We start from the raw sequence: 22,276 nt of genomic DNA on the forward strand, positions 1-22,276 counted from the left end.
CCGACGACGAACCTCACGCGGAAACCCAACACGACCACCCATAACCAACACCTCAATCAATCAGGTGTTGCAACGACCCCCTGAACCCAAGGGGCGCACATGTCCGCTTGGGCAACAGTTGTTTCTGCGGGTGACGGATGGGCCGGGCGGCCGGCGGGCGTGGAGGGTCAGGCCGAGGCGACGAGCTGCACCCGCAGGGAGTCCACCCCGGTGGCGATCACATCGTTGGCCGCCCAGCGCGCCGCGAGGCGGGCCAGGGTGGCGTCCAGGAGGGCACGGCTGAGCCCGTCGACGAGTTCGAGGCGCACGATCAGTTCGGGCCCCGCCAGCCGGGACTGCGGGTCGCCCGCGGTCAGGCTCACGGAGAGCACTGACAGCTCGGTCGCGATGGACTCCTCGAACGCCACGGCGACGGAGCGGCTGGCGTAGCTGGGGGTCCAGGGCGCGCCCTGGGCGATCGCCCAGAGCGCCGGTCGGCGCACCGCGAACTCGGTGTCGGCGGTGGGGTCGAGCACCACGAGGTCGGTGCTCTCCTGGGCCGCCGCCAGTGCCACCCGCACGGCGTCGGCGGGCACCGGGCGCGCCTGGGCGTTCCACTGGTGCATGGCCGCGGCCGAGGAGAACACCGGGAGCACCGCGCGGCCGTCCGGGCCGGCCACGGTGATGATCGACAGTTCCTGGGTCTTGTCCACCCGCAGCCCGTGCGGGCCGGCGGCTCCGTCTGAAACGGTGCCGGCCTCATCCGCGCCGAGGGCGGTGACCAGAGGGATAAGCAGGCGCGCCGAACGGAAGGCGTCGACGACGTCCTCCTCGCCGGTCTCGCGGGCCTGGAAGCGGCGGAGCGCGCGCAGCAGGGCGGGCGGCGCGAGGCCGTCGTCGTCGGCGAACGCGGTGTCCTCCAGCGACCGGTTCGCCCAGGGCTGGCCGGCCGAATCCGCGGACGTGTCGCCGGCAGCCCCACCGGCGGAGCCGCCGGCGGGGTCAGGCCGACCGGTCGAGCCGAGGTTACGCGCCGGAGACATCCAGCGCCTCGGCGAGGGTGAAGGCGCCCGCGTAGAGGGCCTTGCCCACGATCGCGCCTTCCAGGCCGAGGGGTACCAGTTCGCGCAGCGCGGCGATGTCGTCGAGGCTTGAGATACCTCCGGAGGCGATCACGGGGCGGTGGGTGCGCTCCATCACTTCGCGCAGCAGTTCGATGTTCGGTCCCTTGAGGGTGCCGTCCTTGGTGACGTCGGTGACGACGTAGCGGGTGCAGCGGGCCTCTTCGAGGCGCTCCAGCACCTGCCACAGGTCGCCGCCGTCCTTGGTCCAGCCGCGGGCGGCAAGGGTGGTGCCGCGCACATCCAGTCCCACCGCGATGGCGTCGCCGTACTGGGCGATCACGCTGGCGGCCCACTCGGGGTTCTCCAGTGCGGCGGTGCCCAGGTTGATTCGCTTGACGCCGGTGTTCAGCGCCGCTTCGAGCGACTTGTCGTCGCGGATGCCGCCGGAGAGCTCCACATTCACGCCGCGGAGCTGCTTGATGACCTTCTTGAGCACAGCGGTGTTGTTACCGCGCCCGAATGCGGCGTCGAGGTCGACGAGGTGGATCCACTCCGCGCCCTGGTTCGCCCAGTCGAGGGCGGCATCCATCGGGTCGCCGTAGTTGGTCTCGGTACCGGCCTCACCCTGGGTGAGACGGACGGCCTTGCCGTCGGCGACGTCGACGGCGGGCAGGAGGACCAGCTTCGGGGTCTTGTTGAACTCGCTCATGATGTGCTGTGGTGACCTTTTCGTGTTGGTGCGGCCGCGATGGAGCGACCGACGGGGGAATGTCTAGTCGCGGAGCGTGCCGAGCCAGTTCTTCAGCAGCCGGATGCCCGCGTCGCCGCTCTTCTCGGGGTGGAACTGGGTGGCCGACAACGGACCGTTCTCCACGGCGGCGAGGAACGGGGCGCCGTGCTCGGCCCAGGTGAGGCGGGGAACCGGGAAGGGCGGCATCACGTCGAGGCTCCATTCCTGGGCGGCATAGGAGTGCACGAAGTAGAACCGTTCCTCTTCCAGCCCGCGGAACAGCACGGTGTCGGGGTCGGGCGTGACGGTGTTCCAGCCCATGTGCGGCAGTACCGGTGCCGGCAGGGCGGTGACGGTTCCCGGCCACTCGCCGAGGCCCGCGGTGTCGATGCCGCGCTCGACGCCGTGTTCGAACATGACCTGCATGCCCACGCAGATGCCCATCACCGGCCGCCCGCCGGAGAGGCGCTTGTCGATGATGTCGCCGCCGTGGGCGTCGTTCAGCGCCGCCATCACGGCGCTGAACGCGCCGACGCCGGGGACCAGGAGTCCGTCGGCCTCGAGCGCGAGCTTGCGGTCGCCGGTGAGGGTGACGTCGGCGCCGGCGAGTTCGAGCGCCTTGACGGCCGAGTGCACATTGCCCGTGCCGTAGTCCAGGACGACGACCGAGGTCACAGTGCGCCCTTGGTGGACGGGATGCCGGAGACCAGCGGGTCGTAGGCCTTGGCCTGGCGGAAGGCTCGGGCGAAGGCCTTGAACTCGGCTTCGGCGATGTGGTGGGGGTCGCGGCCGCCGAGGACGGTGACGTGCACGGTCAACGCGGCGTTGAAGGAGATGGCCTCGAAAACGTGCCGCACCATCGAGCCGGTGAAGTGCCCGCCGATGAGGTGGAATTCGAATCCGGCGGGCTCGCCGGTGTGCACGAGGTACGGCCGACCGGAGATGTCCACGACGGCCTGCACGAGGGCTTCGTCCAGCGGCACCAGGGCGTCGCCGTATCGGGAGATGCCGGCCTTGTCACCGAGGGCCTGCTTGATGGCCTGGCCCAGGACGATGCCGATGTCCTCGACGGTGTGGTGCACATCGATCTCGATGTCGCCCTTGGCGTGCACGGTGAGATCGGTCAGCGAGTGCTTCGCGAACGCCGTGAGCAGGTGGTCGTAGAACGGCACGCTGGTGTGGATGTCGCTCACCCCGGTGCCGTCGAGGTTGATCGAGAGGTCGATGCTCGATTCGCTCGTTTCGCGCTGCAGGTGGGCACGGCGAGGCGAGGGCGTGACGTTGCTCATGGCGTTAGTTTATTCGGCTATCGGGCGGAGCCGTGCGATGGCGGCCAGGAACGCGCTCGTCTCGGCTTCGGTGCCGGCCGAGACCCGGAGGTGGCCGGGGATACCGACGTCGCGGATCAGGATGCCTTCGGACAGGAGCGCTTGGAAGATCGCGTGCGGGTCGGAGACTCCGCCGAACAACACGAAGTTGCTTCCGCTGCGCAGTGGGCTGAAGCCGAGGTTCGTCAGTTCGGTCACCAGGCGATCGCGTTGCACCCGGATGTCGTCGACCATGGCGAGCATCTCACCGGTGTGGGCGAGCGCGGCCATGGCCGCCGCCTGGGTGAGGGCGGACAGGTGGTAGGGCAGCCGGACCAGGCGTAGCGCATCCGTGACAGCCGGGTCGGCGGCCAGGTAGCCCAGCCGCACGCCGGCGAAAGCGAAGGCCTTGCTCATGGTCCGGGACACGAGCAGGCGCTCCCGGCCGGGCAGCAGGGTGAGGGCGCTGTCGGTGCCGTCCGGTGCGAACTCGGCGTAGGCCTCGTCGACGACAACGATGCCGGGGGTGGCGTCGTAGACGGCCGCGATGGTCTCCAGCGACAACGGGGTGCCGGTCGGGTTGTTCGGTGAGCAGAGGAAGACGATGTCGGGCGAGGTTTCCTCCACCCAGCGGGCGGCGGTCTCCGGCGAAAGTTCGTAGTCGGCGTCGCGGCCGCCGGGGATCCAGCGGGTATCGGTGCCGGAGGCGAGGATCGAGTACATCGAGTAGGTCGGCGCGTAGCCGAGCAGCGACCGGCCCGGCCCGCCGAAGGCCTGCAGAACCTGCTGCAGAACCTCGTTGGAACCGTTGGCGGCCCAGATGTTGTCGCGGGTGAGACCGTGACCGAGGTAGCCCGCGAGGGCGTCGCGCAGCGGGCTGAATTCCCGGTCGGGGTACCGGTTGACGGTGAGGATCGCCTCGGCCAGGGCCTCCGCGATGTCGGCGGCGACCGCGGGCGGGATCGGGTGGGTGTTCTCGTTGACGTTCAACGCCACCGGCACGTGCAGCTGGGGTGCTCCGTAAGGGGTTTGTCCGCGGAGGTTGGCACGCAGGGGCAGGTCGTCGAGGCTGGTCACCCGAACAAGCTTAGTTGCGCCCGCGGCCGACCCCTCGTATCCGAGGCGGGGCGAGCGGCTCCGGGCTGATCGGCTCCGGGCTGAGCGGCTCGGGCTGAGCGGCTCGGGCTGAGCGGCTCGGGCTGAGCGGCTCGGGCTGAGCGGCTCAGTAGTCGGCGGGAAGGGCGAGGCGCTGGCCGGGCTGCACGGCCTCGGAGGACAGCTGGTTGAGGTTGACGATGTCGATGATCACGTCGCGCGGGTCTTGTCCGGGGGCGACAGACTCGGCCAGCTGCCAGAGCGACTGGCCGGCCTCAATGGTGACGTAGTCGAACGCGGCCGCGCCGATACCCGCGCTGCCCTCTGCCGCGGCCATGCCGCCGTTGACGGCGATGCCGATGACGCCGAGTACCAGGGGCACTGCGGCGAGGGCCGTGAAGACGGCCCGCCCGCGGCGGGTCAGCCGCAGGTGTGTGGTGGGCGGGGTGGCCGGGCTGTGGTTGTCCGGTGCTGCATATGCTGCGCTCATGTCAAACCTCCTGGTAACGCATCTGGCCCTCGGCCGGGAGGGCCAGATGCGAATCTATGTTCCGAATATATCTTCGAGTGTTCGAACAATCAACCCTGTTTCCGGATATTATGGAGACAGATTCCGCAACACACTCGAATGCATGTCTACGAACCGCTGCTCTGTGGCTACAGTTTCGATCGGGTAGCTGCACTCAAACAGACACCACCGACATTGCTGCCCGAGCCCGAGAAGTATGAGCCCGACGAGCACCAGCCCGGCGAGCACGAGCCCCACCAGCACCAGCCCGAACCGACTAACCAGAGGAGCGTCAACGTGGCACAACAGAGCACACCTCGGGACAAGGGCGGCACGCGACGCCGCAAGAGCCTGAGCGACAAACAGCGCGCGGTGATGGACGTCATCCAGCGTTCGGTTCGCGACCGCGGTTACCCGCCGAGCATGCGCGAGATCGGCGACGCCGTTGGTCTGTCCTCGTTGTCGAGCGTGACCCACCAGCTGCACCAGCTCGAGCTGAGCGGGTACCTGCGGCGCGACCCGCACCGGCCGCGCGCACTCGAGGTGCTCATCGAGCTGCCTCAGTCCTCAGAGGAGGTCACGCCAGGCGCCGCCGATGACTACCAGTCCGGCATCCAGGTGGGTGATGCGGCGATGGTGCCGCTCGTCGGCCGCATCGCCGCCGGTATCCCGATCATGGCCGACCAGCAGATCGACGAGATCTTCCCGCTCCCCCGCCAACTGGTGGGCAAGGGCGAGCTGTTCATGCTCAAGGTCGTCGGTGATTCGATGATCGACGCCGCCATCTGCGATGGCGACTGGGTGGTCATCCGCCAGCAGAAGACCGCGGAGAACGGCGAGATCGTCGCCGCCATGCTCGACGGCGAAGCCACGGTGAAGGTGCTGCGACAGCGCGACGGCCACACCTGGCTGCTCCCCCGCAACACCAACTTCGAGCCGATCCTGGGTGACTTCGCCGAGGTCCTCGGCAAGGTCGTCGCGGTGTTGCGTTCGGTCTAGATCCGCAACGCTCCAGGCACACAACAGGCCCGACCCCGCGAGGGGTCGGGCCTTCGTGTTGTGCCGGCGTAGTCAGGGCGGGCCAGGTCAGACCAGCGTCGCCCGAACTGCGCGGGTGGCATCGACGATGTTGCGCAGGGACTCCACGGTCTCCGCATACCCGCGGGTCTTCAGTCCGCAGTCCGGGTTCACCCAGACCTGGCGAGCGGGGATCGATTGCAGGGCCCGCTCGAGAAGTTCGGTGATCTCGGCCACACCGGGCACCCGCGGCGAGTGGATGTCGTAGACGCCCGGGCCGATGCCGTGGTCGAAGCCACTGGTCTGCAGGTCGGCGACGACCTCCATCTTCGACCGAGCGGCCTCGATGCTGGTCACGTCGGCGTCCAGGTTGCGGATCGCGTCGATGACGACCCCGAACTCCGAGTAGCAGAGGTGGGTGTGGATCTGGGTCTGGTCGGCGACCCCCGCGGTAGCGAGCCTGAACGACCCGACCGACCAATCCAGGTAGTCGGCGTGGTCCTTCTTCTTCAGGGGCAGCAACTCGCGCAGCGCGGGCTCGTCGACCTGCACCACCCGGATACCGGCCGCCTCGAGGTCACCGATCTCGTCGCGCAGCGCGAGCGCCACTTGCCGTGCGGTCTCCCCCAACGGCTGATCGTCGCGCACGAACGACCAGGCCAGGATGGTGACCGGTCCGGTGAGCATCCCCTTGACCGGCTTCTCGGTAAGGGTCTGGGTGTAGCTGGACCACTCCACGGTGATGGGCGCCGGACGCCGGACGTCGCCCCACAGGATCGACGGACGGGTGCACCGGCTGCCGTAGGACTGCACCCAGCCGTTCTCGGTGACGGTGAAGCCATCGAGGTTCTCGGCGAAGTACTGCACCATGTCGTTGCGCTCGGGTTCACCGTGCACGAGAACGTCGAGGCCGAGGTCTTCCTGCAGCTGCACGACCCGGCCGATCTCGGCGCGCATGAGCTCCTGGTAGTCGGCGGATGCGAGTTCACCCGAGACCAGGCGGGCGCGGGCGCGGCGGATATCACTCGTCTGTGGGAACGAGCCGATGGTCGTGGTCGGTAGCGGGGGCAGGTCGAGCACGGCATCCTGAGCGGCCAGGCGGGCCTCGTAGTCGCCGCGGCTGAAGTCGGCCGGGGTGAGGGTGTCGAGGCGGGCGCGCACGGCGCCGTCACGCACGCCGGGCGAGACCCGGCGCGCCTCCAGCGACGCGGTGGCCGCGTCGAGATCGGCCTGCACGGCAGCCTGCCCCTCGGAGAGGCCGCGAGCGAGGGTGGCGACCTGACCGATCTTCTGGTCGGCGAACGCCAGCCAACCGGTAAGGTCGGCGCCGAGCTTGGTCTCGTCGGTGACGTCGTGCGGCAGGTGCAGCAGCGAGGTGGAGCTGGAGACCGCGATCCGGTCGCTCAGCGCGCCCAGCTGGGCCACCTTGTCGAACGCCGCCTCGAGGTCGCCCCGCCAGATGTTGTGACCGTCGATCACGCCGGCCACGAGGGTGGTGTCGGCCAGGCCGGGCACGTCGGCGGGCACCGTTCCGCGCACGAGGTCCAGGCCGATGGCCTCGACCGGGGTCTTGGCCAGAACGGGTAGGGCGTCGTCGAGGCTGCCGTAGGGCGCGGCCACGAACAGTCCGGGCCGCCTGTCGAGGCCGCCGAGGGTGTCGTAGGCCCGGGCGAGGGCGGCGAGGGCACGGTCGCGCGGGATGTCGATGCTCTCGCTGACGAGGGCCGGTTCGTCCAGCTGTACCCACTCTGCACCCGCGGCGGCGAGGCGCTCGATCAGGGTGGCGTAGACCGGCAGCAGGTCGTCGAGGCGATCGAGCGGGTGAAAGCCGGCCGGGGCCGTTTCGCTCGGCTTGGCCAGGAGCAGGAAGGTGACCGGACCGACGATGACGGGTCGGGTGAGGAAGCCGGCGGCGACGGCCTCGTCGAACTCCCGCACGATGCGGTCGCTGGCGAGGTGGAAGTTCGTCTCCGGGCCGATTTCCGGCACCAGATAGTGGTAATTGGAATCGAACCACTTGGTCATTTCGAGCGGCAGGTTCTCGCCGGCGCCGCGGGCCAGGGTGAAGTAGCCGGCGAGGTCGAGGTGACCGTCGGCGTCGACGAGACCGGCGAAGCGGGTGGGGATGGCGCCGACGGTCACCGCCGCATCCAGCACCTGGTCATAGAAGGAGAAGCTCTCCGGAATCGACGAGTCGCTGCGGCCTAGCCCGAGGCCGACGAGCCGCTCCCGGGTGGTGTTGCGCAGGGCTGCCGCGGTGGCTTCGAGTTGAGCGGCGTCGATCCGGCCGGCCCAGAAGGCTTCGACGGCCTTCTTCAGTTCGCGGCGGCGGCCGATCCTCGGGTAGCCGAGGATCGTTCCGGTGGGGAATGCGGGGACGGTGATGGTCATCAGTAGTGGTCCTTCGTGGAGTGGATTCCGGCACGGGTGTCGGCAGGGCTGGTCGAGGGATGGGTCGGAGGTGGGTTGTGAGCGGAGACGACCGGTTGTGCCGGTGCCAGCGCGCCGGCGCGGTCGAGCACGGCGAGCACGGTCTCGTGCTGGTTGAAGGCGTAGAGGTGCAGGCCGGGAGCCCCGCCGGCGATGAGCTTCTCGGCGAGGGCGGCCGCGTGGCTGATGCCGATCTCGCGCTGGCCCTCGAGGGTGGGTTCCACTTCGAGCTGGATCGAGAGTTCGGCGGGCAGTTCCTCCCCGGAGAGCTCGAGGATGCGCCGCAGCCGGCCGGGGCTGGTGACGGGCATGATGCCGGGCAGGATCGGGAACTCCACTCCGGCTTCCCTGGCTCGCTGGATGAAGCTGAGGTAGTGGTCCGCGTGGAAGAAGAGTTGGGTGATGGCGAGGTTGGCGCCCGCCGCCTGCTTGGCCAGGAGGGTGTCGATGTCCTGCGCGGTGGATCGTGAGCGCGGGTGCCCGTTGGGGAACGCGGCCACGGCGATGCGCACGTGCTCACGTTCGGTCTTCACGGCCCGGGCGCGAGGGAGTCCGGGGATGGGGGTCTCCTGGTACGGCACTCGCTCGGCCTGTACCCGATGGATCAGTTGCACCAGCTCGCCGGCGCTGTGCAGGTCGCCGAGGAAGGCGTCGTTCTCGGTCAGGCCTTCGGGCGGGTCACCGCGGAGGGCGAGGAAGCTGCTCACGCCGGCATCGAGGAACTCGCGGATCAGGCTGCTCGCCTCGGCGTGCGAGGAACCGACGCAGGTGAGGTGCGCCATCGGGTCCACGATGGTGGCCCGGCGGATGTAGCGCAGCACGTCCAGGGACGAGGTGCGGGAGGAGCCGCTGGCACCGTAGGTCACCGAGATGAACTTCGGACGGGCCGCAGCCAGGGCGTCGATGGTGGCATGCAGGGCCGTCGTCGCGGCATCCGTCTTGGGCGGGTACAGCTCAAACGAGAACGGGATGCTCGACCGACAGTCGGGGTCCGCCGGTGGGGTCGTGGGGGTCGCTGTCATGGTTCCTCATTCGGCATGGTGGGTTCAGTTCGAAGGGCCTGGCGGCCGCGGACCGCCACGGATACCGGGCGGCTGCTCGCGGGCGGGTGCCGGGCTCGGCTGTCGCTCCATGCCGGGCAGAGAATCCCGCCGGCAACGAATGTGATGACTCTAACAACGCACCTTCGGGCGCGCTGCTGCGTGGCCGATTGTTACGTTCGCGGCCGATCTGGGGCGTTAACGGCCGAAGGCGGCACCCGCTCCTGGTTCAGGAGCGGGTGCCGCCTTCGGGCGGATCGGGGTCAGCCGGAGATGGCCGGTGCCACCACGAACGGGGTGAACTGGGCCTCGATACCGGGCGACACGAGGGCCGTGACCTGGGTGCCGGTCTCGGAGTAGTCCAACGCCAGAACCTTGCCCTGCTCGTGCAGGATCGGGATGAGGTCACCGCGGTCGTAGGGGATCAGCAGTTCCAGGCGGATTTCCGGACGGGGAAGCATGGTCTCGAGAACCCGCAGCACCTCGTCGATGCCCTCGCCGCTGCGCGCCGACACGAAGATCGCCTGGGGGGCGAGGCCCCGCAGCACGAGCCGGTCGTCGTCGCTGACCAGGTCGCTCTTGTTGAACAGCACCAGCTCGGGGATGTCACTGGCACCGACCTCGCCGATGACCTCGCGCACCGTGGCCAGCTGGCTGGCCGGGTCGGGGTGGGACGCGTCGACGACGTGGATGATGACATCGGAGTCCGCGACCTCCTCGAGGGTGGAGCGGAACGCCTCCACCAGCTGGTGGGGCAGGTTGCGCACAAAACCGACGGTGTCGGTGAAGGTGTACAGCCGACCGTCGTCCGTGGTGGACTTTCGCACCGTGGCGTCCAGGGTGGCGAAGAGGGAGTTCTCCACGAGCACGCCGGCCTTGGTGATGCGGTTGAGCAGGCTGGACTTGCCGGCGTTGGTGTACCCGACGATCGCGACCGACGGCACCGCGTTGCGCTTGCGGTTGGCGCGCTTGGCCTCGCGGGCGGGCTTCATCTCCAGCATCTGCTTGCGCAGCCGCGACATCCGGGTGTGGATGCGGCGCCGGTCGAGTTCGATCTTCGTCTCACCGGGTCCACGCGAGCCCATACCGGCACCGGCGCCACCGACCTGGCCACCGGCCTGGCGGGACATCGAGTCACCCCAGCCGCGCAGCCGGGGCAGCAGGTAGGCGAGCTGGGCGAGTTCGACCTGCGCCTTACCCTCCCTGCTCTTGGCGTGCTGGCTGAAGATGTCCAGGATCACGGCGGTGCGGTCGATGACCTTCACCTTGACCACGTCTTCCAGGGCTCGCCGCTGGCTGGGCGCGAGTTCGGTGTCGGCGATCACGGTGTCGGCGCCGAGCGCCGCCACGATGGAGGCGAGCTCGAGGGCCTTGCCCTTGCCGAGGTAGGTGCTGGGGTCCGGGGTGGCGCGGCGCTGCAGCAGACCGTCCAGCACCGTGGCGCCGGCGGTTTCGGCCAGGGCGGCGAGCTCGCGCATGGAGTTCTCGGCGTCGAGCAGGCTACGGGCGGAGTAGACGCCGATCAGGACGACGTTTTCCAGGCGTAGCTGGCGGTACTCAACCTCGGTGACGTCCTGCAGTTCGGTGGAGAGCCCACCGACGCGGCGCAGGGCGTTGCGGTCTTCACGTTCGGTCTGTTCGCCGTCGTGGTCGCCGCCGTCGAAACCGCCGTTGGCCGGGCGTGCCGAGAGGGCCTGCGCCGATCCGCTCGCGAACAGCGAGTAGCCGGAGGACCGGCTCTCGGCGCTGGCCAGCACGCGCGCAACTACATCGTCATCGCCATCGTGTGGAGCGTTTATATCAGTCATTGCTTTAACTCTAGTTCCTCTTTTTTCGATAAGTTCGCTGTATGGCTTCCGAACACTATTTCTCGTCGACTCCGGGCAGCGACCTGAAATTGCGGCAGATCACCGTGAAGATCGCCGGTCAAATCCGTGCGGTCACCACCGCGAACGCGATTTTCTCCCCCGAGCACATCGACACCGGTACCAAGGTGCTGATGCGTGAGGCTCCGCTGCCCTCCGGCGGCGGGGATGTGCTGGACCTCGGTTGTGGCTGGGGGCCGATCAGCCTGCATCTGGCGCTGGCCGATCCCACGGCCACGGTGTGGGCCGTCGACGTCAACGAGCGAGCCCTCGAGTTGGTGCGGATGAACGCCGCCAGCCTGGGGCTCACCAACATCAACGCGGTCCTGCCGGCGGATGTTCCCGATTCCGTCGTGTTCGCCGGCATCTGGTCGAACCCGCCGATCCGGGTGGGCAAGGCCGAGCTGCACACGATGCTCGAGCACTGGCTGCCGCGTCTGAAGCCCGGCTCGGATGCCTGGCTCGTCGTGCAGCGCAACCTCGGCTCCGATTCGTTGCACCGCTGGCTCGCCGAGGAGTTCCCCGGCGCCGGGCAACCCGGCGCGCTCGAGGTTTCCCGCTACGCCACCGACAAGGGCTTCCGCATCCTGCAGGCCCACAAACCCGCCTGACGCTCCCCCTCGAACTGTGAGGTAGGCCCCACAACCCGGGGGCCTTGGTCACAGTTCGCGGCGGGGTTAGGCGAGGGCGAGGGTGCCGTCGAAGACCAGGGTGGCGGGGCCGGACAGGGAGACGTGCTCGCCGTCCTCGGTGGGGAACATCCGCACGCCCAGAACGCCGCCGGGGACCTCGACACGCCACTGGTTCGGCGCGCCCTGGCCGGCCCAGTGCCGGGTGGCCAGGGCCGCCGCGACGGCACCGGTGCCGCAGGACAAGGTCTCTCCGCTGCCGCGTTCGTGCACGCGCATACGGATGCGGCCGACGCCGTCGACGACGAGCGGGTCATGCGGCAGCACGAACTCCACGTTGGCGCCCTCGGCGGGCTCGGGGTCCAGCTGCGGAATGAAGGTCAGGTCGGCGCTCTCGAGCTCGTTTTCGTCGGCGAGGGCCACCACCACGTGCGGGTTGCCCACGTTGATGCCCAGCCCCGGGCGGGCAACGGCGAGGTTCTTGGCACGCACCAGGGTCTCCCCCGGTTCCAGCCGCCACCGGCCGAGGTCCACCTGGAACCCGGTGGCGTTCTGCTGCACGTCGCGCACGCCGCTGCGGGTGCCGATGGCCAGGGTGTCGCCGGGGCCGAGGTCGACGAGGCCCTGTTCGAGGAGGAATCGGGTGTACACCCGGATGCCGTTGCCACACATCTCCGAGACTGTGCCGTCGGCGTTCCAGTAGTCCATGAACCACTCGGCGCCGTCGTCTTCGGCGAGGGCCGCGGCACCCGCATCGAGGTTGGCCGAACGCACCGCGCGGATGATGCCGTCGGCGCCGACGCCGAACTGGCGGTCGCAGATGCCCTGGATCTGCTCCGGGGTGAGGTCGAGTCGGCCGTCGGGGTCGGCGAACAGCACGAAGTCGTTGCCGGTGCCGTGGCCCTTGGTGAAGTGGAGATCGATGCCCATGTGTTCAGTTTAGGGACTCGGGCTACGGTATTCGGCGTCAGGGCAGGTGGCTGACGGCCTGGTCGACACGGTCCGCGTCGTCGGCGTCGATCCAGTGCGTGTGCGGGTCACGTTTGAACCAGCTCACCTGACGGCGGGCGTATCGCCGGGTCAGCTGCTGGGTCGCCTCGACGGCATCCGCCTGCGACATTGTGCCGTGCACCTGGCCGAGGGCCTGGGCGTAGCCGATGGCCCGGCTGGCCGTGACGCCGCCTTCCAGGCCGGCGGGGATGAGGGCGCGCACCTCCTCGACGAGTCCGGCCGTCCACATGCGGTCCACTCGGGCGTCCAGGCGCGGGGTGAGCACCTCGCGGGGCAGGCGCAGCCCGAGGGTCACGGCGGGCATCCAGTAGACCGGGTCGCCGGGCAGGGCCGCCGTGTGCGGGGCGCCGGTGAGTTCGACGACCTCGAGGGCGCGCACGAGCCGGCGGCCGTTGCTGGCGCCGATGCGGGCGGCGGCGCCGGGGTCGACGGCCTTGAGCCGGTCGTACATCAGGCCGGGGCCCTGGTCCACGAGCTCGGCCTCGAGGCGGGCGCGGAGCACCGGGTCGGTGCCGGGGAACTGGAAATCGTAGACGACGGAGGACACGTAGAGACCGGACCCGCCCACGAGGATGGGCACGGCACCGCGGTCGAGGATGCCGGTGACGGCGGCGCGGGCCTCCACCTGGTAGCGGGCGACGGTGGCCTCGTCGGCCACGTCGAGCACGTCGAGCAGGTGGTGCGGCACCCCGCGGCGCTCGGCGGGGGCGAGCTTGGCGGTGCCGATGTCCATGCCCCGGTAGAGCTGCATGGCGTCGGCGTTCACGATCTCCGCCGGCCGGCCGGCCGCGATCAGCCGTTCGGCGACGTCCAGGGACAGCTCGGATTTGCCGGTACCGGTCGGCCCGACGATGACAACGAGCACCGGGTCCTAACGTTCCGCGTCGTCGACCGGGTAGATCGGGATCGTCGTGGCGCCACCGTGCAGTGTCAGGCTGGGCCCGCCCACCCGCAGGGTCGGCAGACCCAACGAGACCGCGCCGCCGGTGGACGCCGCCGGGGCGGGCACACCGCAGGACTCGGCCTGCTCCCGGTCCCAGGCGTCGCCGGCGATGGTGCGGCGGATACGGAGCGGCGTGCCGTCGAGGGAGTCGGCGATGAGGTGGAACGGTGCGGCCTGGGTGACGGTCACGGTGACCATGTCACCGGGCCGGGGCAGGTCGGAGCCGGCGGGCACGTCGAAGTGCACGAGCCGGCTGTCGGGGGCCCGGCCGCTGAGCCGGTGGGTGTCGGCGTCCTTGCGGCCCTCACCGTTGGCGACGAGCAGTTCGACCTCACGGCCGATGATGGCGCGGTTCTCCTCCCAGGAGATCCGTTCCTGCAGGGCGATGAGCCGTTCGTAACGGTCCTGCACGACGGCCTTGGGCACCTGGTCGGCCATGGTGGCTGCGGGGGTGCCCGGCCGGATGGAGTACTGGAAGGTGAACGCCGTGGCGAACCTGGACTCTTCGACGACCCGCATGGTCTCGAGGAAGTCCTCCTCGGTCTCGCCGGGGAAGCCGACGATGATGTCGGTGCTGATCGCCGCGTCGGGCATCTGCGCGCGTACGCGCTCGAGGATGCCGAGGAACTTGGTGGACCGGTAGGACCGGCGCATGGCTTTGAGCACCCGGTCGGAGCCGGACTGCAGCGGCATGTGCAGCTGCGGCATCACAGCGGGGGTGTCCGCCATGGCGTCGATGACGTCATCGGTGAAGGCGGCAGGGTGCGGGCTGGTGAAGCGGATGCGTTCCAGTCCCGGGATCTGGCCGGCGGCGCGCAGCAGCTTGCCGAACGCCAACCTGTCACCGAACTCCACCCCGTAGGAGTTGACGTTCTGGCCGAGCAGGGTCACCTCGATGGCGCCGTCGTCGACGAGCGCCTGGATCTCGGCGAGGATCTCGCCGGGGCGGCGATCCTTCTCCTTGCCGCGCAGGGCGGGCACGATGCAGAAGGTGCAGGTGTTGTTGCAGCCGACCGAGATCGAGACCCAGCCGCTGTAGCTCGAGTCGCGCTTGGTCGGCAGGGTGGACGGGAAGGTTTCCAGGGATTCGAGGATCTCCAGCTGGGCCTCGCCGTTGTGCCTGGCGCGTTCGAGCAGGCTCGGAAGGGACCCCATGTTGTGGGTGCCGAACACCACGTCCACCCACGGCGCCTTGGCCAGGATGGTGGCCTTGTCCTTCTGCGCCAGGCAACCGCCGACGGCGATCTGCATGCCCGCGTGCTTGCGCTTGACCGAGGCGAGGTAGCCGAGGTTGCCGTAGAGCTTGTTGTCGGCGTTCTCCCGCACCGCGCAGGTGTTGATCACCACGATGTCGGCCTCGGCGCCCGCCGCCGACACATAGCCAGCCGCCTCGAGTGAGCCGCTGAGCCGCTCGGAGTCGTGCACGTTCATCTGGCAGCCGAAGGTGCGCACCTCATAGGTGCGCGCCCGGCCCTCATCATCCCTCGCCGCCGAGGACGGCGCGATCACGGTCGCGCTGTGCGGCGACGGGTCGAGGGATGACGGGGTGGCGAGGGGTGGTGCGGTGACGCTGCTCATAGTTCCCCCAGCTTACGCGTGCCGTCGTGAACAGACCTCAGCGGAACCGCACCGTGGAGGTGCGGCCCGAACCCCGCCGGGACGCGAGAGCGGCCTTGACGGCGTCGCGCACCACGGAGGAGGCGTATCCCTTGCGCATCAGGAAGCCGGTGAGCCGACGATCGATGGTGGCATCGTCGAACCTGTCCAGCTGCTGCACCCGCTTGAGCGCCAGTTCGGTGGCCCGTTCGGCTTCGTCGTCCGGCATCTCCTCAAGCTTCTCGGCGATGAGTTCGGCGTCGAGCCCGCGCTGGCGCATTTCGGCGCCGACACCGCTGCGGCCCAGGCCCTTGCGTTCGTGGTGGCTGTGCATGATCTGGTCGGCGAGCTTCTCCTCGTCGAGGTAGTGCAGCTCGGTGAAGCGTTCGAGGATGTCCTGCACGGACTCCTCGTCGATCTCGGTGGACCGCAGCAGCTTCTGGGCCTCGACGATCGACAGGGACCGGCCGCGCAGGCGCTGCAGCAGTAGCTTCTCCGCGTGCTCGCGTTCCTCGGCCGCCTCGTCCTCGGCATCATCGGCCTGATCGGCCGGGCTCGCCCCGGGCAGGTATGTCACCGGGGCGAGGCCCTCCCGGCCGGCCGAGGAGCCGGCGTCGGTCTTGCCTCGGGAGGGTTCGAAGTGAACCATGGCGGCTAGGCGCCCTTGCGTGCGGCGGCCTTGGCCGCGATGGACGGAACCTTGGCACCATCCGTGCCCGTGGCGGCACCCGTTGCCGCGGCGGCCGCTGCGGCGGTGGCCGCTGCGGCGGTGGCGGCGTCGTCTGCGGCCTTCTTGGCCGCCTTGCCCTCCGCGCCCACACCGAGCTTGTTGAGGATCTTGGTTTCGATCTCGTTGGCCATGTCCGGGTTGCGCAGCAGGAACTTGCGGGAGTTCTCCTTGCCCTGGCCGAGCTGGTCGCCGTCGTAGGTGTACCAGGCGCCGGACTTCTTGACGATGCCCTGGTCGACACCGAAGTCGATCAGGCTGCCCTCGCGGGAGATGCCGATGCCGTAGATGATGTCGAATTCGGCCTGCTTGAAGGGCGGTGCCATCTTGTTCTTGACGACCTTGACCCTGGTGCGGTTACCGACGGCCTCTGTTCCGTCCTTGAGGGTCTCGATTCGACGGATGTCCAGACGCACAGACGCGTAGAACTTGAGCGCCTTTCCGCCGGAGGTGGTCTCCGGGCTGCCGAACATCACGCCGATCTTCTCGCGCAGCTGGTTGATGAAGATCATGGTGGTGTTGGTCTGGCTCAGACCACCGTTGAGCTTGCGCAGCGCCTGCGACATCAGGCGGGCCTGCAGGCCCACGTGGGAGTCACCCATCTCGCCCTCGATCTCGGCGCGCGGAACCAGGGCGGCGACGGAGTCGACGACGATGAGGTCGATGGAGCCGCTTCGCACGAGCATGTCGGCGATTTCCAGCGCCTGCTCACCCGTGTCGGGCTGGGAGACGAGGAGGGCGTCGATGTCGACACCGAGCTTCTTCGCGTAGTCGGGGTCGAGGGCGTGCTCGGCGTCGATGAACGCGGCGATGCCGCCGTTCTTCTGGGCGTTGGCGATGGCGTGCAGGGTGAGGGTGGTCTTACCCGAGGACTCCGGGCCGTAGATCTCCACGATGCGACCGCGGGGCAGGCCACCTATGCCGAGCGCGACGTCCAGGGCGATCGACCCAGTGGAGATGATCTCGACGGGCGCGCGATCGTCGCTGCCGAGGCGCATGACCGAGCCCTTGCCGAACTGGCGGTCAATCTGGGCGAGGGCGGTGTCGAGTGCCTTCTCGCGGTCTGCTGCTGATGCCATGGTGTGCTCCTTTGGGTCGTGCGCGTGGCGCCTATAGGCTGTCGTTTCGACCAGCGGGAGGATCCCGGTGACCGCCCTCGACAAGGCAGGTGCGCGGTTGTCGTTGACGAATCCGACTGTACGCAGCACCACCGACACTGGCCGGCAGGCACCGCGACGGTGGACAATCCGTCTTCGACTTCTACTGTGGAGGAGCCTACCAAGAACCGAACAGACATTCGACGCTGGGGTGGTGTGTCGGAATCTTCTCGCGAAACGAGGAACGGCCCGGCTGGAGGGCCGGGCCGGTGGTGGCTCATGGTTCGCTGGTGTCTGCGTGCTGCCGGCGTGACCGGATCAGCTGCGGGCCGGAGGAAGCCCGGCGCCGTGGCGGCGGGCCGGCGGAACATCCGTTTCGGCACAGAGGGCCAACCAAACGTCGCGAGCGGGAACTCCGCCCGCGAGGGCCTGGTCGGCGGTCCGTCCGAGCGGACCCAGCACCAGATCCCGGGTGAGCACCCTGCCGTAGCTCTCGCCGAATTCGTCTTTCAGGGCCTGACGGAACTCACTCAATCGCATGCGGTACTCACTCGGTTGATGCTCACTCGGTTGACGCGCACTCGGTGCGAAACGTGGAGAAGACCGATTAGCGCATCATCATGCTGGCGTCGAACTTGGCAACCAGCTCGTCGGGTACGGTGTCGGGGAAACGATCGATTCCCTCGATGACGGCCAGCCGATCGCCGACCTCGCGCATGATCACCGAGATCGGTGTGTCCAGCGCGTCTGCGACCGAAGCAAGAATCTCGGAAGACGCTTCCTTCTGACCGCGTTCAACTTCAGACAGGTAGCCGAGGGCCACACTTGCCTTGCTCGCAACCTGACGCAGGGTGCGACCCTTCTGCAGGCGGAAGTCCCTGAGCACATCGCCGATTTCCTGACGAACAAGAATCATCGGAACCTCCTTCTTCGTGCTGTCTAGTCTGCTGGGGCCCACTCAACCGGTCAGTTTTGTGTGGCGGATGGCCAACAGTACTCTATCCATCCGACACCTCAGATTACCGAGGATGACTGGACTTTACTTGTGAATATGTGTTCTGTAACCCACCGGTAACAGGAACTATTCCGCGATCTGAAGCTTTGTGGATTCAATCAGCTGACACACAGCTTCGATCGCGTGCGCAACGGTTTGCATCCGGATCGCTGCCCGGTCGCCGGTGAGACTAATCGCTATGGCCCGCACCCTATCCCCGAAAGACACTCCCAGGTAGACCGTGCCGACGCTCTGGCCGTCTTGTTCGTCGGGGCCGGCGACCCCGGTGGTCGAGATGCCGATGTCGGCCGGGCGCCCGTCGATCGCCAGCGCGGTGCGCACACCGGTGGCCATCTGTCTGGCGACCTCGGGGTGCACGGCACCGTGCTCGGCCAGCAGCAGGGCGTCCACGCCAAGCAGGGTGTGCTTGAGCGGGGTCTGGTACGCCACGACTCCCCCGGCCACGACGACGGATGCGCCGGGGATGCGCACGAGCTCGGCCACGAGCAGTCCGCCGGTCAGGGATTCGGCTACGGCGATGGTGAGGTGTCTGGCGGTGAGGGCGGCGACGAGGGCGGCCGCGGCATCCGGGCCCGACGTCGGTTCAGCGCCGGACGGGTCAGGCATTGCTGGTCGGCTTGGCCTGCTTGTTCTCCCGGCGCGCGGCGACGAGGTATTCGACGCCGGTGTACACGGTGAGCACCAGTGCGATCGTCATGGCGATGGTGTTGACCCAGTGGATCCAGTCGCCGAAGACCAGCCAGAGCGGCAGCAGGGCCAGCGAGATCGCCACGGACTGCGCGATGGTCTTGAGCTTGCCGCCGCGGGACGCCGGGATGACCCTGTCGCGCAGCATGGCGAACCTGAAGACGGTGATGCCGATCTCGCGCACCAGGATGACCAGGGTGACCCACCAGGGCAGCTCGGCGAGGATGGACAGTCCGATCAGCGCGGCGCCGGTGAGGATCTTGTCGGCGATCGGGTCGAGCAGTTTGCCGAGGTCGGTGACCAGGTTGTACCGGCGGGCGATGGCCCCGTCGACGCCGTCGGTGGCGATGGCCACGATGAAGAGCACGGCGGCCCACCAGCGGAGGGCCTCGTCGGCGCCGTTGTCGGCCAGCAGCATCCAGAAGAACACCGGTGCCAGCAGGATGCGCACGATGGTGATGATGTTCGGCAGGTTCCAATTGGACGGCGGGGCCGCAGGTGTCGGTGTAGCCATGGGGTCATTCCCTGTCGGTGAGTTGCCAGGCGTCTTCGTCCGAGTCGCCGTCTTCCTCAGCGTACCCTTCGCTCATCTTCGCCACCGGGTCGTCGGCGTAGCGCGGGTCGGGGGTGGCCTGCTCGTGCGCCTGCGACCGCTGGGACTCTTCGAACTGCGATCGGGCAGTGGCGGCGTGGTGCTCGGCGTCGGAGCCGCGCAGCTTGGCCAGGACGCTGGGTAGCTGTTCGGCGGTGACGAGCACGTCGCGGGCCTTGGAGCCTTCGGACGGGCCGACGATCTCGCGGGACTCGAGCAGGTCCATCAGGCGGCCCGCCTTGGCGAAGCCCACCCGCAGCTTGCGCTGCAGCATCGAGGTGGAACCGAACTGGGTGGACACCACGAGTTCGGCGGCCGCGAGCAGCACCTCGAGGTCGTCACCGATGTCGGAGTCGATCTCCTTGCGCGGCGCCTCGGCGGAGACGTCGGGCCGGTAGTCCGGCCGGGCCTGCTGGGTGACGTGCTTGACGACCCGTTCGATCTCGGCCTCGTTCACCCAGGCGCCCTGCACCCGCAGGGCCTTGGAAGCGCCCATCGGCAAGAACAGGGCATCGCCCTGCCCGATCAGCTTGTCGGCGCCGGGCTGGTCGAGGATGACCCTGGAGTCGGTGACGCTGGTGACGGCGAAGGCCAGCCTGGAGGGCACGTTGGCCTTGATCAGGCCGGTGACCACGTCGACGCTGGGCCGCTGGGTGGCCAGCACCAGGTGGATACCGGAGGCCCGGGCGAGCTGGGTGATGCGCACGATGGAATCTTCGACGTCGCGCGGGGCGACCATCATCAGGTCGGCGAGCTCGTCCACCACCACGAGCAGGTAGGGGTATGGCTTGAGTTTGCGGGCGCTGCCGGCCGGCAGCACGATCTCGTTGTTGACGACGGCCTTGTTGAAGTCATCGATGTGCCGGAACCCGAAGCTGGCCAGGTCGTCGTAACGCATGTCCATCTCCTTCACGACCCACTGCAGCGCTTCGGCGGCTTTCTTGGGGTTCGTGATGATGGGAGTGATCAGGTGCGGTACGCCGGCGTATGCGGCGAGTTCGACGCGCTTGGGGTCGATCAGGACCATGCGCACGTCGCTGGGCTTGGCCCGCATCAACAGGCTGGTGATCATCGAGTTCACGAAGCTGGACTTACCCGAGCCGGTGGATCCGGCCACGAGCAGGTGGGGCATTTTGGCGAGGTTGGCGATGACGAAGCCGCCGCCGACGTCCTTGCCGACACCGATGGTCATCGGATGGGTGCTGTTGGTGGCCGTGCCGGAGCGCAGTACGTCGCCGAGGGTGACGATCTCGCGGTCGGTGTTGGGGATCTCGATGCCGATGGCGCTCTTGCCGGGGATCGGCGAGAGGATGCGCACCTCGTTGGAGGCGACGGCGTAGGACAGGTTCTTGCTCAGCGCGGTGACCCGCTCGACCTTGACGCCGGGGCCGAGTTCGATCTCGTACTGGGTGACGGTCGGGCCGCGGGAGAAACCGGTGACCCTCGCATCCACCGAGAACTGGCTGAGCACCTCGGTGATGGACTTGACGATCTCGTCGTTGGCGGCGGAGCGCGCCTTGGCCGGCGGACCGGCGATGAGGGTCGTGGACGACGGCAGCACGTAGGGCAGGTTCGGCTGCTCGCCGAAGCCCAGCTCGGTCGCGGACCGGTCCACCGCCGAGGCGGCCTCGTCGAGGTCGTCCAGGCCCGGCAGCACTTCGGTGAGGCCGGTTGGGTCGTCGGCCTGCAGGCCCGTCGCGTGCGGCACCGCGGCGACTTCGCCGGTGAAGCGTTTGATGGCTTCCTCGGCCTTGAGCAGGTCTTCGAGCACCTCGGTGCCGTAGTGATCGGTGTGAACGGGGGGAACGTGGGCCTGGGGAGACTCGAGCGCGGTGTCGAAGCCGCCCTTGGCGGCATCCGCCCCGCCGTTGAGCAGCGTGCTGAGCGGGTCGGCAGCGGGAGGCCGGGCCTCGTCGGACTCCGACGACATGGCGCTGGAAAAGTCGGGGTCTTCTTCGCGTTTGCTGGTGTTACGTCGCCACCAGGGCAGGGCGCCCTCGTCGGTGTCGTCGTCGTGGGCCGGGTCGAGGCCGTCGAGTTCGATCTGCTTGGTCTTGAGGGCCTGGATGCGTTCCTGGCGGATCTCCTTGGCGGCCGCGCGCTCCTCTGGGGCCGGCAGCGGGGTGCCGAAGAGCCAGGCGTAGAGCTCACGGCTGCGTTCGCCGATCTTGTTCGGCGGGGTCTTGGTGATGATGAAGAGGCTGAGGATCAGCAGCAGGATCACGACGATGGCCGCGCCGACGGTGGTGATCAGGAAGATCAGCGGGGCCGCGATCATCCAGCCGAGGACACCGCCGGACAGGGCGAGCACCTCCACGCCCTGGGTGGGTGTGGGCTGCCCGCCGAAGATGTGGCAGAGGCCGGAGACCGTGACCAGGAGCAGCGAGAGGCCGATACCGATGCGGCCGTTGTCGTGCACGGAGCTCGGATTGCGGAACAGCCAGATGGCGAAGAGCAGCAGGATCACCGGCAGGGCGAAGGCCAGCCGGCCGAAGAGGGCGCCGAAGGTCCAAGCGTCCAGGGTCTGGGCCACCGGGTCGTTGATCAGGAACCACTCGATCACGGCGCCGGCGACGGCCAGCAGCACGAGGAAGAAGGGCAGGCCGTCGCGGCGCTCCTCTTTGGAGAGCTGCTCGGGGCCGAGCGCGCGGGCGGCGCCGCCGGCGACGTGGGCCAGACCCATCCACATGCGCACGGCGATGGCCGGCTTGGGCTCGGCCGGGGCGAATTTGACGGTCTTCTGGGTCGCGGTGCTGCCGGCTTTGGTGCGCGCGGTCGTTCCGGTGCCGCGCGCAGGTGTGCTGCGGGCACGCCCGGTCGACTTAGTGCTCGTAGCCATGTGTTCCACGGTACCGCCGACGGCCGACATCGGTGTGAGCCCACGCCCAATTACCCGGTCGTGGAAGGTCCCACGGCTCGCGAAAGCGGCTGTATGGCTGCTTCG

General features: G+C 68.6%; 21 protein-coding genes. 2 read left to right on the forward strand and 19 right to left on the reverse strand.

Annotated elements, in window-relative coordinates; all coding sequences use genetic code 11:
- Positions 1-167 precede the first annotated feature (167 nt).
- The 6 genes from E3T19_RS11400 to E3T19_RS11425 form a co-directional block, all read right to left on the reverse strand.
- Positions 168-1,022 (reverse strand): SseB family protein, encoded by an 855-nt coding sequence (locus E3T19_RS11400; RefSeq protein ID WP_134408849.1) that lies wholly within the window; start codon positions 1,020-1,022, stop codon positions 168-170.
- Positions 1,006-1,752, reverse strand: a complete 747-nt coding sequence (priA, locus tag E3T19_RS11405) for a bifunctional 1-(5-phosphoribosyl)-5-((5-phosphoribosylamino)methylideneamino)imidazole-4-carboxamide isomerase/phosphoribosylanthranilate isomerase PriA (RefSeq protein ID WP_088455737.1) — start codon at positions 1,750-1,752, stop codon at positions 1,006-1,008. The genes E3T19_RS11400 and priA overlap by 17 nt, the downstream gene beginning before the upstream one ends.
- 63 nt (positions 1,753-1,815) lie before the next feature.
- Positions 1,816-2,448: an imidazole glycerol phosphate synthase subunit HisH gene (gene hisH / locus E3T19_RS11410; protein ID WP_088455736.1), complete on the reverse strand. Its 633-nt coding sequence runs from the start codon at positions 2,446-2,448 to the stop codon at positions 1,816-1,818.
- The gene (gene hisB, locus E3T19_RS11415; RefSeq protein ID WP_088455735.1) at positions 2,445-3,062 is read right to left on the reverse strand and encodes an imidazoleglycerol-phosphate dehydratase HisB; all 618 of its coding nucleotides are present in this window, start codon (positions 3,060-3,062) and stop codon (positions 2,445-2,447) included. The genes hisH and hisB overlap by 4 nt, the downstream gene beginning before the upstream one ends.
- Positions 3,063-3,071: 9 nt before the next feature.
- Positions 3,072-4,157, reverse strand: a complete 1,086-nt coding sequence (locus E3T19_RS11420; protein WP_134408850.1) for a histidinol-phosphate transaminase — start codon at positions 4,155-4,157, stop codon at positions 3,072-3,074.
- A gap of 145 nt (positions 4,158-4,302) precedes the next feature.
- Positions 4,303-4,665: a LysM peptidoglycan-binding domain-containing protein gene (locus E3T19_RS11425; protein WP_103459426.1), complete on the reverse strand. Its 363-nt coding sequence runs from the start codon at positions 4,663-4,665 to the stop codon at positions 4,303-4,305.
- 393 nt (positions 4,666-5,058) lie between these two features.
- On the opposite strand from E3T19_RS11425, the gene lexA reads away from it, so the two are divergent.
- On the forward strand, positions 5,059-5,682 hold the full coding sequence (gene lexA / locus E3T19_RS11430; protein WP_240632483.1) for a transcriptional repressor LexA: 624 nt from the start codon (positions 5,059-5,061) through the stop codon (positions 5,680-5,682).
- An 87-nt stretch (positions 5,683-5,769) separates the two neighbouring features.
- On the opposite strand, the gene metE is transcribed toward lexA, so the two are convergent.
- The 3 genes from metE to hflX all read right to left on the reverse strand — a co-directional run bounded on the left by metE (position 5,770) and on the right by hflX (position 10,978).
- Positions 5,770-8,091 (reverse strand): 5-methyltetrahydropteroyltriglutamate--homocysteine S-methyltransferase, encoded by a 2,322-nt coding sequence (metE, locus tag E3T19_RS11435; protein WP_134408851.1) that lies wholly within the window; start codon positions 8,089-8,091, stop codon positions 5,770-5,772.
- Positions 8,091-9,152, reverse strand: coding sequence for a methylenetetrahydrofolate reductase (locus E3T19_RS11440; RefSeq protein WP_134408852.1), 1,062 nt, complete (start codon positions 9,150-9,152; stop codon positions 8,091-8,093). Before E3T19_RS11440 ends, metE begins: the two co-directional genes overlap by 1 nt.
- A 281-nt stretch (positions 9,153-9,433) precedes the next feature.
- A complete protein-coding gene (gene hflX / locus E3T19_RS11445) occupies positions 9,434-10,978 on the reverse strand; it encodes a GTPase HflX (RefSeq protein ID WP_088455730.1) in 1,545 nt (514 codons plus the stop codon).
- Positions 10,979-11,019: 41 nt separating this feature from the next.
- Here hflX and E3T19_RS11450 point away from each other — a divergent pair, with 41 nt between their 5' ends.
- Complete coding sequence (locus E3T19_RS11450; RefSeq protein WP_134408853.1) at positions 11,020-11,646, forward strand: class I SAM-dependent methyltransferase; 627 nt, start codon at positions 11,020-11,022, stop codon at positions 11,644-11,646.
- Positions 11,647-11,712: 66 nt separating this feature from the next.
- On the opposite strand, the gene dapF is transcribed toward E3T19_RS11450, so the two are convergent.
- The 10 genes from dapF to E3T19_RS11500 all read right to left on the reverse strand — a co-directional run bounded on the left by dapF (position 11,713) and on the right by E3T19_RS11500 (position 22,171).
- Positions 11,713-12,594, reverse strand: coding sequence for a diaminopimelate epimerase (gene dapF / locus E3T19_RS11455; protein WP_088455728.1), 882 nt, complete (start codon positions 12,592-12,594; stop codon positions 11,713-11,715).
- 37 nt (positions 12,595-12,631) lie between these two features.
- Positions 12,632-13,540, reverse strand: coding sequence for a tRNA (adenosine(37)-N6)-dimethylallyltransferase MiaA (gene miaA, locus E3T19_RS11460; protein WP_134408854.1), 909 nt, complete (start codon positions 13,538-13,540; stop codon positions 12,632-12,634).
- Positions 13,541-13,546: 6 nt separating this feature from the next.
- Positions 13,547-15,196, reverse strand: a complete 1,650-nt coding sequence (miaB, locus tag E3T19_RS11465) for a tRNA (N6-isopentenyl adenosine(37)-C2)-methylthiotransferase MiaB (RefSeq protein ID WP_088455726.1) — start codon at positions 15,194-15,196, stop codon at positions 13,547-13,549.
- A gap of 37 nt (positions 15,197-15,233) precedes the next feature.
- Positions 15,234-15,863, reverse strand: coding sequence for a regulatory protein RecX (locus E3T19_RS11470; protein ID WP_088455725.1), 630 nt, complete (start codon positions 15,861-15,863; stop codon positions 15,234-15,236).
- A gap of 5 nt (positions 15,864-15,868) precedes the next feature.
- Entirely contained in the window at positions 15,869-17,020 is a 1,152-nt protein-coding gene (recA, locus tag E3T19_RS11475) for a recombinase RecA (RefSeq protein ID WP_134408855.1), read from the reverse strand.
- Between the two features lie 336 nt (positions 17,021-17,356).
- On the reverse strand, positions 17,357-17,578 hold the full coding sequence (locus tag E3T19_RS11480; RefSeq protein ID WP_088455723.1) for a DUF3046 domain-containing protein: 222 nt from the start codon (positions 17,576-17,578) through the stop codon (positions 17,357-17,359).
- Positions 17,579-17,645: 67 nt separating this feature from the next.
- Complete coding sequence (locus E3T19_RS11485; RefSeq protein ID WP_088455722.1) at positions 17,646-17,954, reverse strand: helix-turn-helix domain-containing protein; 309 nt, start codon at positions 17,952-17,954, stop codon at positions 17,646-17,648.
- A gap of 165 nt (positions 17,955-18,119) precedes the next feature.
- Entirely contained in the window at positions 18,120-18,659 is a 540-nt protein-coding gene (locus E3T19_RS11490) for a CinA family protein (protein WP_134408856.1), read from the reverse strand.
- A complete protein-coding gene (gene pgsA, locus E3T19_RS11495) occupies positions 18,652-19,254 on the reverse strand; it encodes a CDP-diacylglycerol--glycerol-3-phosphate 3-phosphatidyltransferase (RefSeq protein WP_088455720.1) in 603 nt (200 codons plus the stop codon). The genes E3T19_RS11490 and pgsA overlap by 8 nt, the downstream gene beginning before the upstream one ends.
- A 4-nt stretch (positions 19,255-19,258) precedes the next feature.
- Positions 19,259-22,171, reverse strand: coding sequence for a DNA translocase FtsK (locus E3T19_RS11500; protein ID WP_134408857.1), 2,913 nt, complete (start codon positions 22,169-22,171; stop codon positions 19,259-19,261).
- Between the last annotated feature and the right edge of the window lie 105 nt (positions 22,172-22,276).

Origin of the sequence: Cryobacterium sp. TMT4-31 (genome assembly GCF_004403385.1) — a bacterium.
Classification (GTDB): Bacteria; Actinomycetota; Actinomycetes; order Actinomycetales; family Microbacteriaceae; genus Cryobacterium; species Cryobacterium zongtaii.